Annotated in this window: 15 protein-coding genes and 1 pseudogene; 7 read left to right on the top strand and 9 right to left on the bottom strand. The window is 38.7% G+C overall.

All coding sequences use genetic code 11. From position 1 onward, the window contains the following. Positions 1 to 424: 424 nt before the first annotated feature. Positions 425 to 967, top strand: coding sequence for a TetR/AcrR family transcriptional regulator (locus ABE28_RS09690; protein ID WP_064466268.1), 543 nt, complete (start codon positions 425 to 427; stop codon positions 965 to 967). Between the two features lie 678 nt (positions 968 to 1,645). Then, entirely contained in the window at positions 1,646 to 1,981 is a 336-nt protein-coding gene (locus ABE28_RS09685; protein WP_064466269.1) for a potassium channel family protein, read from the top strand. A gap of 271 nt (positions 1,982 to 2,252) precedes the next feature. Here ABE28_RS09685 and ABE28_RS24460 read toward each other — a convergent pair whose 3' ends face one another. The 4 genes from ABE28_RS24460 to ABE28_RS09670 all read right to left on the bottom strand — a co-directional run bounded on the left by ABE28_RS24460 (position 2,253) and on the right by ABE28_RS09670 (position 5,242). After that, positions 2,253 to 2,519, bottom strand: a complete 267-nt coding sequence (locus ABE28_RS24460) for a CotD family spore coat protein (protein ID WP_083232021.1) — start codon at positions 2,517 to 2,519, stop codon at positions 2,253 to 2,255. A 210-nt stretch (positions 2,520 to 2,729) separates the two neighbouring features. After that, positions 2,730 to 3,599 (bottom strand): cation diffusion facilitator family transporter, encoded by an 870-nt coding sequence (locus ABE28_RS09680; protein ID WP_064466270.1) that lies wholly within the window; start codon positions 3,597 to 3,599, stop codon positions 2,730 to 2,732. Positions 3,600 to 3,810: 211 nt separating this feature from the next. Next, positions 3,811 to 4,359, bottom strand: coding sequence for a dihydrofolate reductase family protein (locus tag ABE28_RS09675; RefSeq protein ID WP_064466271.1), 549 nt, complete (start codon positions 4,357 to 4,359; stop codon positions 3,811 to 3,813). A gap of 82 nt (positions 4,360 to 4,441) precedes the next feature. Continuing rightward, entirely contained in the window at positions 4,442 to 5,242 is an 801-nt protein-coding gene (locus tag ABE28_RS09670) for a nucleotidyltransferase domain-containing protein (protein WP_257390757.1), read from the bottom strand. Positions 5,243 to 5,487: 245 nt separating this feature from the next. Here ABE28_RS09670 and ABE28_RS09665 point away from each other — a divergent pair, with 245 nt between their 5' ends. Further along, positions 5,488 to 5,814 (top strand): antibiotic biosynthesis monooxygenase family protein, encoded by a 327-nt coding sequence (locus ABE28_RS09665; protein ID WP_064466273.1) that lies wholly within the window; start codon positions 5,488 to 5,490, stop codon positions 5,812 to 5,814. A gap of 70 nt (positions 5,815 to 5,884) precedes the next feature. On the opposite strand, the gene ABE28_RS09660 is transcribed toward ABE28_RS09665, so the two are convergent. Further along, complete coding sequence (locus ABE28_RS09660) at positions 5,885 to 6,445, bottom strand: GNAT family N-acetyltransferase (protein ID WP_064466274.1); 561 nt, start codon at positions 6,443 to 6,445, stop codon at positions 5,885 to 5,887. Positions 6,446 to 6,847: 402 nt separating this feature from the next. Between ABE28_RS09660 and ABE28_RS09655 the strand changes: the two genes are divergently transcribed. After that, entirely contained in the window at positions 6,848 to 8,647 is a 1,800-nt protein-coding gene (locus ABE28_RS09655) for a LamG-like jellyroll fold domain-containing protein (protein WP_083232020.1), read from the top strand. Positions 8,648 to 9,131: 484 nt separating this feature from the next. Here ABE28_RS09655 and ABE28_RS25705 read toward each other — a convergent pair whose 3' ends face one another. Further along, positions 9,132 to 9,314, bottom strand: a complete 183-nt coding sequence (locus ABE28_RS25705; RefSeq protein ID WP_257390756.1) for a papain-like cysteine peptidase — start codon at positions 9,312 to 9,314, stop codon at positions 9,132 to 9,134. A gap of 411 nt (positions 9,315 to 9,725) precedes the next feature. After that, the gene (gene gloA2 / locus ABE28_RS09650; protein ID WP_064466275.1) at positions 9,726 to 10,112 is read right to left on the bottom strand and encodes an SMU1112c/YaeR family gloxylase I-like metalloprotein; all 387 of its coding nucleotides are present in this window, start codon (positions 10,110 to 10,112) and stop codon (positions 9,726 to 9,728) included. Between the two features lie 368 nt (positions 10,113 to 10,480). Between gloA2 and ABE28_RS09645 the strand changes: the two genes are divergently transcribed. Continuing rightward, positions 10,481 to 10,960 (top strand): hypothetical protein, encoded by a 480-nt coding sequence (locus ABE28_RS09645; protein WP_064466276.1) that lies wholly within the window; start codon positions 10,481 to 10,483, stop codon positions 10,958 to 10,960. A gap of 325 nt (positions 10,961 to 11,285) precedes the next feature. Then, on the top strand, positions 11,286 to 11,645 hold the full coding sequence (locus tag ABE28_RS09640; protein ID WP_064466277.1) for a DUF3888 domain-containing protein: 360 nt from the start codon (positions 11,286 to 11,288) through the stop codon (positions 11,643 to 11,645). A gap of 45 nt (positions 11,646 to 11,690) precedes the next feature. Here ABE28_RS09640 and ABE28_RS24970 read toward each other — a convergent pair. Together ABE28_RS24970 and ABE28_RS09635 are read right to left on the bottom strand one after the other, a co-directional pair. Then, positions 11,691 to 11,882 (bottom strand): annotated as a pseudogene (locus ABE28_RS24970) (hypothetical protein); the annotation flags it as partial. Positions 11,883 to 11,979: 97 nt separating this feature from the next. After that, positions 11,980 to 12,354: a MerR family transcriptional regulator gene (locus ABE28_RS09635; protein ID WP_064466278.1), complete on the bottom strand. Its 375-nt coding sequence runs from the start codon at positions 12,352 to 12,354 to the stop codon at positions 11,980 to 11,982. Positions 12,355 to 12,446: 92 nt separating this feature from the next. On the opposite strand from ABE28_RS09635, the gene ABE28_RS09630 reads away from it, so the two are divergent. Next, complete coding sequence (locus ABE28_RS09630) at positions 12,447 to 13,214, top strand: SDR family NAD(P)-dependent oxidoreductase (protein ID WP_064466279.1); 768 nt, start codon at positions 12,447 to 12,449, stop codon at positions 13,212 to 13,214. Positions 13,215 to 13,273: the final 59 nt, after the last annotated feature.

The following is a 13,273-nucleotide window of genomic DNA, read 5'->3' as shown; positions in this document are numbered from 1 at the left end:
TGAATCTACCTAAAAGAATGTCTCCTATATGAATTCGAAAAAATTAATACATATGTGATAACACAAATTAGTATATGAATTTATCACCCACTAACTAAATCATTTTTGTTGCATATGAACCCTCTCACTTTTACATTCGTGATGTCTTGTTTATCGAGTGATTTTATAGTACCGTCCGGACGGTATTTTTGTCAATTAGTTTTCTGAATAAAAAAAATATTTACAAAAAAGGGATTATGACCTGCTTTTTATATCGATTCAAGCTAGCTGGTTTCCCATGTCAAACTCCTTTTCTTATCTTTTTTTCCATTCATTTCAGGGAATTACAGGAAAAAACGAAATCACTTGATTGACGAAAAAGCAACGATAAGTATAAAATTGAAAGACCAACCGTCTGGTCAGTTGTTAATGAGGAGAGATACATATGGAATCAAAAGCGAGTTTAAAACGTCAACATATCTTAAAATCTGCAACAGATTTCATCCTTCAAAATGATTTTAATTCATTGACTTTGGATTCTGTTGCAAAACAAGCAGGAATCAGCAAAGGTGGGTTACTCTATCATTTTCCAAGTAAAGAAGCTTTAATGATTGGGCTAGCACAATATATTTTCGAAAAATTCAATATGCAATTCAATGAACAAGCCAACAAAGAAAACCCTATTGAAAAAGGTACATGGTGTCGTGCATTGATCGAAGTTACCAAATGGGATTTGGAACATAACGCGGAGTTGAATATAGGACTGATTGCTGCATCCATGCTAAATGCAGATGTATCCGAAAGCATTTCGCAAAGTTATCAGTATGTTCAAAACAAAGTGGAACAGGATAATATCGATCCGGTTACAGCCACCATTATCCGATTGGCCATTGATGGCCTTTATTACTCAGAGCTTTTCAATTTAGCTCCGCTGGATGAGAACCTGCGAGAAAAAGTGCTGCAACAATTGATTGCAATGACAAAATAGTGGATTTCCGTTTGGATGTACTAAACACACACCTGAACAAGCACTTTCCTAAACAAATCCAGCTAGAAGGAGGAAAAAGCGGATGGTCGTCTGGCTTTTAAAGTACATGGAAAACATGAAAGTCATATAAATAAATTCCGTATTTCGAAACGAATGAAAAGTATGGAAATGATATAAATAAAAAAGGAAGCACCCCCTTCCAGGTTATGTGCTTCCTTCGGTTCGATACTCATATGTCAGGTTATTTCGGTTAAGCACATTGGCTATGCTCAAAAGGCATTCATTATTCCTTCAGGTCCCGCTTTGTTCGCCTGCGTCAACACACGATTCACTTCTTCCTGCATTATGACCGAACATAAACTGCACGGAACTTGGCTATGATGAAGAAATCTTGGCCACGTGCACTATATCGCTACGCTTTCAGAGGGCAAGCTTTAGGCCTGCTCGCAAGTCGAAAAAGACAGCGGCGCCATACTCGCCAGTCAACCACCAATCGGAAGTACAGTAATACTCGGTTTCGGCATATTTTCCTCCTATATGATTCCTATGTAACCACTACAATCAAACTTACTTTTTTTTGTCATTCCAATCTAATTTCCTGTATAGTTAAAGAATTAGTCCATATTGAACAGCTATTCACCTAGTTTGCAATGAAACAGAAAGGAATTTCGACTCCCGATGATATCATTTATCCTAACCTTAAAACGTTTCTTGAAGGCGCTATGGTCCGCTTTCAAGTTGAAGAATTTCCAAGTTCTTTTCGCCTTGGTCCTGGTTATGTTACTTTCCGGAACCGTCTTCTATGTTAAGCAGGAAGGGCTGACCGTAATTGAATCTCTTTACTTTTGTGTTGTAACTCTCAGCACCGTTGGCCACCCCACTTTTGAACCGCAGACATCGTTCGGAAAGGTGTTCACGATGATTTACATTGTCGGCGGCACCGGGTTATTCATGGGCTTGATTGGCTATCTTGCCTATGCCGTCATTAAAAAGCGTGAAAACGAGGACGAATAAAGCAAGAAGTGAAAAAAAGAGGAATGCTTAATATAATAGGCATTCCATTTTTGTCAATCAAGTTCATTATTTACAAATAACAATCTGCTAGTGTTCTGATTCTTATGTTTGATGATTCTAGCATGAATGTTTCAAGTGTTCAGCAGTACAGATCAGCCCCTAGTTTTGTTAATTCCTCCGCCCCCTTGGGTAGATGCCCATTTCGACCTCTTTCATGATTCCCTATCAGAAAAAAAGCACCCATGAATGGGCGCTCCATTATATATATATTTCATCTGTTCCAGAAGGGTCTGCATCTATTATTATTATTCGGGTTACTGCCGCAATTAAAGTTTTCTTCAACCGTTTCATAAACATCTCTTTCATATACTGGATAATAATGCTCATTTCTAACCACAGTCCTATTTACGTTAATAACCTCCGTTGGATGAATATGCTTCACAACACGCCGATTGGTTCTAGTATTCACCACTGTCCTTGTAGGATCGGTAATCACTTCTTCCCTTTGTTCACGACATCTTCTGCAATTACAACTCATAAAAAAACCACCTTTCTTTTACTTCTTTGTAGCATATGAAATCAGGTGGAAACTTGTACTAAGCGATAACACTAATTTTCATTTGTTTGAATGCAAAAAATCCCCCTCTAAGAATATAGAGGGAGACCGCCTGCTTCTGCATGGATATGCAAAAGCTAAATATTTATAATATATTTTAAGTTTGGAGTATCATCGTTTCCCATAAGCCCTTTAATTCGGCTCAACATGGACATGAACATCATATACCCCATGTTCACTCATCATCACTTTTTCTACATGTGTCGCTATATCATGAGCTTCTTTAATATCCAACGTGGAGTTAACAAGGATCACGACATCGATCACTTCATTATTGCCATAATTTCTCCCTTTAATTTCTTTTATGCCCTTGACCCCATTTACATTTGTAATGACATCTTTATAGAGATGGATTTTATTTTCATCGAATCCATCAGAAAGTTCATGGGAGGATTGGCTGAATATATCCCAAGCTGTTTTGCATATTAAAAGCCCAACAACGATCGCGGTCAGCGGATCGAGCCAGGGCATATTTAGCTGAGAGCCGAAAATTCCTATTGCCGTTCCAATACTTACCCAAGCATCTGATATGTTATCCTTCGAAGCGGCCATTACGGCTTTACTATTAATTTTGGTTGCCAACTTTTTATTATACCGATATACAAAATACATGGCGATTGCTGATAAAATGCCCACATATCCTGCCAGTATGTCAGGTGATTCCTTACCGCCTTGAAGCATGGAAGAAATGGCATCGATTAATACCTGTATACCAACGGCAAACATGATGAACGAAGCAACCATGGAGGCGATCGTTTCACTTTTCCAATGACCATATCCATGGTCTTTATCGGGGGGCCTTTGTGCTAGCCTTAAACCAATCAATACGGCAATGGATGCGATGATATCAGTCGTATTGTTCAAGCCATCCGCTTTTAATGCAGCTGAGTCACTTATGTATCCAATAACCAATTTTATAAAAGATAGACAAATATAAGCAATTATACTGATGATTGCACCACGTTCGCCTAATTTGAGGTCATTATATTTCTGTTCTTCCATTCTTCTTCCCCCCACAATTAAGTACTCAATTATCATACCAACTTAAAATTGGGTGGGTCTATAGCAACCTTTTTGTACTGTTTTATATATGTAAGCGCGAGGTAACTATGTTGCATGAAGCAAACTATCTGAAAAAATAAATGAATAGCGGGTTAATAGATTTTACCAACAAAAAAAGGGTCGCTGCCGCAACCCGATCTCTCAATCCGCACTAATAGATAATCTTATATGTGGGTTTGATCACACCATTTGGATACTGTTTCATTTCAATTAACTCCAGCTTCAGCAATGGCTTGACGCTGCCGAAAAGCGGGATGCCTTTTCCGATGATGATGGGGTTCACTTTCAGTACCAATCGATCGATGAGTTTATGCTTAATTAAATCGCCGGCAAGTTCACCTCCGCCGCATAGCCATAGCTCACCTTCCCCTTCCTTTTTGAGATTTCCTATGAATTCCACGGCATTTCCCTGGATGAGCTCTACTTCCTCGTTCGATTCAAACTGAAGGGAATTTGAGAATATATAATGCTTCAGCCCCTTATAGCCAGGTTCACCCGGTTTCGATCCGAATTGAAATCCAAACTCATATGTTTTTCGGCCCATTAATACAGCGTCATATTGCTGAATTTCCGTTAAAAAATCCGGGACATGCTCTCCTTCGAATAAAAATAGGGAATTACTGATATCCCCATCCACTATGCCTTGGTCCGCGATGAAATGGTCCAGCGATACTGCCACATGATAAATCAATTCTGCCAATTTAGACATCCCTCCATACTGTTCTATAATCGTGATCTAAACTCAAATCAATTCATTTAAGGTCCCGTTATGAAAAATGAGATCAAGTAGCCATTTTTATAATCTTTTTCATCTGATCTTCATTCGGTTCGATGTCCATCAGACTACTAAGACATGCATTTAACCTAATGATTTCGGGAATCATGACTCTCATCGTTTTCATGATTTCATGACAATTGCGATCACTGCCCCATTTGTTTAAAAGGTTTAATTTCTTTTGCTCTAATTTACTTCTTTTTCCTTCAATTTTCGTCCATGCTCCATAGGGTCCATCTAAATGCTCCCCCATTTCCATATACCAGCCTAACACGATGAGCCAGCGGATTTTATCGAGGTTAGCTCGTGCATATAATCTTTCTTCCCTCATGACAGATCGATAGGTTTCATGAATAAAAGCAAGCAGTTTCCCTCTCCAACGTTCCACTTCCTCCGCGGACGGCTGGTAAACATAGTCCGCCGATGCCTCAACAACCTGACTCATGATGGTAAAGGGATCATAAAGGATTTCAATCCCTTTTATCCAGATGGAGGGAACAACCTCCTCAGGTGAGTGATACCAGCTATCCACCTTTACGAAAGTATCATAATGCGTGACGATATAGGCTGAAGAAGGATGGTGATCCTCATGAAAAAAAGCATTTCCCCAGCCAGTGGCTCGTTTCATTTTTCCCTTCAAATAATCTGCCTTCCGTTCTGGAATGACAACCGTATGCAAATCTATATCCGAGTAATCATCAAAATTCCCTTTCGCTAATGATCCTGCAAGGTATATGGCCAAAACATCACGTTCGGCCGATAGGTCCTTTACCGCATTATGCAACAGAATATCGCGATGCCTCGGCAAAAGGAAATCTCTTTCTGAATGTTCACGGAAGAATCCCGCACATAAAACCATCTCCTTTTTTACAAACCATTAAAGTACTATATTCGTCCAAAAATAAATAATTCCCTTCTTCCTCCTGAATGACAATCAGACCATGGCCTGAAATACAAGGTCCTCCGGAAGGCGGTTTCGGAGTGATTCTATCCTTGCCTATCCCGATGTGATATTATTTTGAATAGTAAGATAAGAAAAGGGGGCATCTTTTCATGTTTTTTGCAAATACACCCGAACCGCCATATTACGCTTGTATTTTCACGTCCGATAGAAATGAAGCAGATGCAGCGGGCTACAACTCAACCGCTGATTTCATGGTTGAGCTTGCCGCTCAGCAAGAAGGTTTTTTAGGAGTCGAGAGCGTAAGAGATCAAGACGGTATAGGCATTACCGTATCCTATTGGAAATCCCTCGATTCAATAAAGCGTTGGAAGGAAAATTCCTTACACAAAAAAGCTCAAGAAAAAGGGAAGAAAGATTGGTACTCATCATACTTCACCCGTATTTGTAAAGTGGAAAGAGATTATCACAATAAGTAAGACAACTTAGGTCGCTTGTTCGAGCATGAAGGTTCAAACAAAAAGACCATTTTTCTCGATCTTGATAAAATCAAGGGCCGGAGTGGATATCCAAATCATTTTTTAAGAGGGAGTACATCAACAAATCATCGAATTTCCCACATGTATATTCATAATGCCTTAGCAAGCCCTCTCTTTTGAAACCTTGTTTTTCCACCAGTTTTTGTGAAGGAATATTGGCCGGTTCAATCAAAGCCTCGACCCTCTCCAATCGAAAGTGTTGATATCCATACATGACGACGGCTTCCAAGGCTTCTCCTGCAAACCCTTTCCCCCAATGAGCTTGACTTAATTCATAGCCAACTTCTGCTCGGAAATGTTTTTGGGCCATATTCAAAAAACCACAGGTTCCGATTGCCTTCCCGTTATCCTTCAATGTAATGAGCCATCTAATTCCTCTACCCCCTTTGTAAATGGACTGATACCATTCGATTTCATCATACACTTCATTAACTGCTTGGCAAGGCTCCAAGCCCATAGGCTTTACAACGTCGACATCAGATAGATATTCATACATATCACCAGCGTCGGCCTTTGTTGCCTCACGTAAAATCAGTCTTTTTGTCTCAATAACCGGAAATTCTTTTTTCACATTTCTCCCCCTCTGTTACCGTACGTGAAGCATTCCATCCACCACTCTGAACGCCCCTTTCATTATCCATATATTAACACATCATTGTATTTTTCTTATAGATTTGATTTTTTCCTCGCACTGCTTTTATTCCTCTATCGCTTTCGCTTTTACCATCAGTTCCTGGTCGCTTAACAGGCTAAATAGAACATGAGTGGCGTTTTATTGTGAGATAAAAGAGAAGAATAGGTCTTTTTTAACTATCCTTAATAAGTTAACAAGAAGATAAGCAAACTATACGATATTGCCGTTGAACCAACTTTCACACATAATTCAGTTCTTTACTTCAGCGTGTCATAAGGAATAGAAAAATACCGCTATTAGAAATAGTGCTTTATCAAAATGTAATGGGGTGCATGTTTTATGAAAATGAAAAAAGCATTTATTGGCTTAACACTATTATTCATGATTGTTCCTGGCATTGCCAAATCGGCAAACTACATACATCCCTTTGCTAAAAATGATCGAGGCACTATCCTGGCAGATTGGAAATTCACGAGACAGCATGTAATAAAGGGGTCAATTGATGAAGGAAGCTTAATGATCGAGGATGTAAGCAAACACGGCAACGATCTAGAAATGGTGACGATTGGGGATCCCAGCTCACCTGAAATAAAAAACGTGATTCAATGGTCCGAAGAAGATTATCATGATCATGACGGTGCGGAAAGCCTGAAATTCGATAATAAAAAAAACGCTCTTTCAGGACGATACTTCAAAACAAAAAAAGACGCACCGATCAATTCGGAAAAATTCGATAATGGATTTACAATAGAAGCTATTTTTAAATTGCCAAGTAAAATGAACACCAATAATGGGTTAGGACTTTTTTCCAGACAAGGAAAAGCCGCCGACCTTAAAAAAATGGACGGGGACACAAAACTTCTTTCTGCTCTAACTGTCTCGAGCGATCAAAAAATACATTGGACAAGCCATCCTAACAATTTAAATTATAATGTAAGCAATTGGTCGAGAGCGTTAAATGCTGATGAATGGTACCACCTGGCAGTTGTAAATGATGGCAGCGAGACCACGTTGACTTTAAATAATATAAGTGATTACGGAGAATCAGAAAAGGTTGTGGGCATTGCGGGATTGACGGGCAAAGGCTGGAACATCGGTGCTTCTGAGTGGGGCAATAAGCTGGATAAATTATTTGAGGGGAATATCGAGGAAATACGGATAGCCAATAAAGCATTGACTAAAAAAGAATGGCTTGTGAAGGATTCCCGTGACGATAAACCGTTTGAAGGAACCAATATTGCACTGCCCATTTTGACGAATAAAAAAAACTATAACTTCGTTTTCATTCCCGATACTCAAAAATATTCCAGTCAAAATCCAGAAATCTTCAATAGCCAAATGAATTGGATTGCCAATAACACGAAGAAGAACCATATCATCATGAATACATTTGTAGGTGACATTGTCGATGGTGATACAGAAAAACAATGGCAAAATTCACTTGCAGCCATTTCCATATTGGATAAGCAGCACATCCCATATATGATGGCGGCTGGTAATCATGACTACGCTCCAGGGAACCCGTTCCTGACACACTATGGACCGAAACGTTTCCAACATAAAGAATACTATAAGGGCTCATCTCGATCCGGGTATAGCTCTTATGCCATCGCAAAGGCAGGAAGTTATCATTATTTGGTCTTGATCGTCGATATGCAAAACCTTCATAAAGACTTACAATGGGCAAAAGATGTACTAGATCGGAATCAAGATAAGCCGACGATCCTCGTCTCACATGACATCATTTTCCCTCATGTGAAAAAGAATGAAACAATTGCAGCTGAATCGGCAAATGGCCGGCTGATATGGAATGAACTTGTAAAGGATCATAACCAAGTGTTCATGACGGTCAATGGACATTATTTTGGCATAGCTCATCAGGTCAAACAAAACACATCGGGAAATGACGTCATCCAGATGGTCGTCAACTACCAATCGGATTATCGCGGCGGAAACGGCTGGCTAAGACTTGTCGAATTCAATGAAAAGAAAAATCAATTGTTTTTCCGTACCTACTCGCCATATGTCGATGACATGACAAAAAAGGAAAGAACTTATATCGATTATAAGTTCTTAACAGATGCAAATAATTCCTTTATATTGGATTGGGATTTCAAAAGGCGATTTTTCTTTAAATAAAGCAATAAAAATGAAGGTGAGCATGTTGTCAAAACATGCTTTCCCATATGATATCACTGAAACTTCCCATCCGATATCTTAATCCTGTCAAAAAAATTACGGAAAACCTAATGGTCCCAGTAATCTGTTAAAGCTAGTCGATCATAAACATAATCCCACTTGGAATCATCATTAGGGCTTCGGCTAGGCACTTGAACTGTACATTCCAATCGAGCTCCTTAACATCCGTTTTATCGGCTTTTGGATCAAGGTAAAGGATCTTATATTCTCGCGGTGCTATACCTGCTAAGATAGAGTGCAAATTAACTGCTACTAAAATGCTTACTGTGCCCCATCTAATAAATAGCACGGATTGATTATTTGCAAGGATATCGTTAATTTTACTTATTCAGTAATTAAGCATTTCTTTGTAGGAGGGTAATGAAGGGGCCAATCCTGCTCTTTAATGATCGGGAAATCGTGAACCGAGATAATTTTATGTAGGCTATCCTGGATAAAATGCGCGTTTTGCTGCTTCCTGCCCTTCCCTGCAAAGACGGCAATTCCATCTAATTTGCTGCATATTCCCAATGTCCATGAATCCAACGAATCTATTTTCCAATAATCTGCATATATCGTTTAGTGAATTAGAAACATCCCAAACAAGCGGGAATGAAAACCTCCCCAAATTATGCCGTCTTAAATTAAGTGAAGGTCCACACCAACGAACTGCCCAAACTTAGTATGACATCATACTTTTCTTTAATATCTTTCAGCTTCAAGTCAGCCATCCTCTCATTTATTTTCCCTTCATTTACTTGTCTCTCCTTGTTTATCTTTTGAATCTGTATGAAATCCTGTATAGTCCCTCTTAGTGCTTGACAGCATATTTTATACCCATGACAAAAAAAGAAGCCCCATTCACTATGCAGCTTCAGACTGTGGCGAACAAACTCTTAGAAAATCGGGTTTGTTGCAGGATTTTTACACTTTGAACGAGGCCGCCAGGCACTTGCTACCATCCACTTTGCTTTCCCTATTAAATGAACCCTTTTTAGTTAAAATTTATAACAAGAGGTGCTGAGGATGCTTTTTTACATTACTTTTCGTATATTTCCAGAGGCAAATCATCCGGGTCACAAAAAAAAGTAAACCTTTTTCCGGTTATTTCATCAACACGGATGGGTTCGACAAAGATATTATCGTTGCTTAACTCTTCAATTGCTTGATCAATATCATCCACTTCAAAGGCCAGATGCCTTAACCCCCTTGCTTCGGGATAACTTTGTCTTAAGGGACTTTTCGGAAAAGAGAACAATTCCAACTGATAAGCCCCGCCCACCAGTAAATCCAGTTTGTACGATTTCTTTTCTGCCCGATATGTTTCATTGATTATTTCGCATCCGATTGTATTCACATAGAATTTTTTTGATTTTTCATAGTCAGAACAAATGATCGCTACATGATGAATTTTATTTACCTTCATTGACTTCCTCCAATAAGTTTCGTTTTAAGAATCTGCTTTTTAGATGATCCTATCATTTATTAATATCTTCTTCTATACCGCTCACTTAAAACCCTTCCTAGCATATGACGACGTCACGAAAGCAAAGCGTGCTACTTCCCATCCATGCTTATCTTTTTTATAAAAAAAACCTGTTGACAGATGAAATATAAATGTCAGCTGTACCGAACGGGACCCAGTCCTTTTGGTCCCGCTTCATAAGGCAGCTCCCCACTCCGTAGCCATCCAATAAATTAGGCCGCCCAATTTCATTGTCCATCTTTGTCCATGTCGGACATAATCTTTCTTTTCACATATTTTATAGTGTACCTAAAAGGGAGGATTTCGGAATGTATAACTATAACTACGCCTTTCATCAAAACAATGTACCATATTATTACGATAATTATTATGCTAATATGCCTTATCAATACGCAGAACGAGTGCAATCTTTAGTTCCTACTGCAACGATTCAAAGTCAATTAAAAGCAGGCCGCCAAGGGCATTGTTTCAGGGGTTTTTGGGGCAATTCGACACACACATTCATTTTGATGGGAATCAACAACACAACTGGCATGGTTCAAATCCTGGAGGATGGATTGCCAAACGAGGTTCATCACAATGATATTGTTGGATTACAATATCTAGGATTACAGTGCCCACCAGTACAACAGCCAGGGCAGCAAGGCGGACAACAGGGTGGACAGCAGGGCGGTCAGCAAGGTGGACAGCAAGGGCAGCCTTTCCCTGGTTTTCCTGGGGGACAGCAGGGCGGACAGCAAGGCGGACAAAAGTGTATTTTTTATAATGGACAATGGTATTGCAACTAATCATTGAAGAGAGCCTTCTTCAATTAATCCGATGTAACTCGTTAAAAAAATGTGACGCGCCATAGAGATCCAAGCTTCATCCGGATCACTATGGCTGCCTTGATTTGATGCCAAAAGATACCATCGCCGATACATTTTCCACCCTTTTCTTCTGCAAGTCGTTTTGAGGAAGAATTGGGAAACGAAATTCTGTTACATATTCTTAAAATTATTTTAAAAAAAGCCTATGTTATAAACAATGGTTGTTTTTAAAAACAAAAATTATGTATACCTTGAATTTGTTATTGTCATATTAGGAATAAACAAATAAAGGCGGTGCCAATGTATGAAAAAATCATTGTTTATTTCTCTTATGGCGATATTATTAGCAGTAACTTCACCTGTTGATTCAAAAGCAAAAAATGACGATAATTTACTTTCAGATGCATTTATTACAACTTTATCTCCACATATAGGTAATGCAGTAACAGGGTATTATGGTGAACTTACTCAATATGCACTTTATGATGTAAAAATCATCAGTATTAAGCGAACTCAAAGTGGAAGAAGCTTTGACTTCAATGTAGTTGTAAAAATATTTCCTTTTGAAAAAGCACATAACTATATTGGAGTTGATACATTAACTTTAAGTGTTGAACCCTCTGGCGTTAATGTTACAAATTACATACACGAAGAATATAAGTAATTTTAAAAGTGTGATTCTCTCAAGGTTTTATTTGTTTCTATGGTTCTAAAACATACAAGAAAGGAATAACATCTCCTTTTTCCAGGATACCATTGCTTCCATTTCCTTATTATCAAGAAATAAAAACCATATTAAATAATTCTGTAGATATTTTGAAGCTAAACCGTTAAATCGAGCCAACCACTTCTTTAATTTAGCGTGATAATTATTTACATTTTGAATATGGTAAAGTCCTTTTTTTAAGATTGAACAGTATTAACGATAATAAAAAACAGCATCGTTAATACTGTGATATGCGGAAGAGACACTTAACTTCGGTGATTTTTTTGAAGGACTAGCTGTTTGACAAATTCATTGTGGATAAGTGTTGTTTATATGCCGTGATTTTCTTATCAAGCATGGCTTCAGTGGTTTTCAGTGTTTCAATTTGACTTTCGATGGTTCGGCGATGTTTCTCTAACAGATTCAAGCGGTCCATCGATGTATGGTCTCCTTCTTTGAACAGCTGGGTATATTTTTTAATTTGTTCGATAGGCATTTGTGTTTCCCTCAATTTTTTCACAAATTCCATCCATTTAAGCTGAGAATCCGTATATTGCCTAACTCCTTGAGCATTTCTTTCCGGCGTTATGATTTCTTCTTTTTCATAATAGCGTAAGGCATGTGGGCTTATTCCAAGCATTTGCCCAACTTCACTTATGGAATACATAATAAAACACCTCAGTATCTCTAAATAGTTGACTTAGAGTGCACTCTAAGTAATACAATGACATCCTATCATAAATTAATGGAGGGGTACACATGAAAAATTATACGGTCATCACGGGGGCTAGCTCCGGTATTGGATATGAAACTGCTTTAGCATTTGCATCCCGAGGAAAAAATTTAGTTCTCGTTGCCAGGAGAAAACAAAATTTGGACGAACTAAAAACGAAAATTGAGCAAATGGATAAACAATTGGATATCGTCGTTCATGCTGCAGATTTATCTGTTACAGACAATGTTTATGGGCTGTATGAAAGTCTTAAAAACCTTCAGATCGAAACGTGGATCAACAATGCAGGCTTCGGCAATTTCGATAAAATCGGAGAGCAAAGGCTGCCGAAAATCGAGAAAATGCTCCACTTGAATATTGAGGCATTAACCATATTGTCCTCTCTCTACGTTCGTGACTATTCAAATGTTGAGGGCACTCAGCTTATCAATATCTCATCAGGCGGTGGATACACTCTTGTTGCAGATGCCATCACTTATTGTGCCACCAAGTTTTATGTCAGTGCCTTTACAGAAGGTCTTGCACATGAGCTTAAAAGCCAAGGTGCTAAAATGCAAGCTAAGGTATTGGCTCCAGCCGCAACTGAAACCGAATTTGCCAAACGATCGTTTGATGTTGAGGAATTCCAATATGATGCCACTTTGCCCAAGTATCATACAGCAAAAGAGATGGCTCAATTTTTGATCCAGCTATATGAACATGAAAAAGTAGTCGGAATTGTAAATGCACAAAGCTATGAATTCGAACTTAAAGATCCCCTTTTCCCTTATGCTTCCAGGACAACGAATTCGTAAAACATGAATAGACTCCCCCCTAATCATTCGCTTTGTTGCGTTAATTAGGGGGGTTATTC

Origin of the sequence: Peribacillus muralis (assembly GCF_001645685.2) — a bacterium.
GTDB lineage: Bacteria > Bacillota > Bacilli > Bacillales > DSM-1321 > Peribacillus > Peribacillus muralis_A.
Note: the sequence above shows the minus strand (reverse complement) of the source record. Positions and strands in the feature narration are given on the sequence as shown.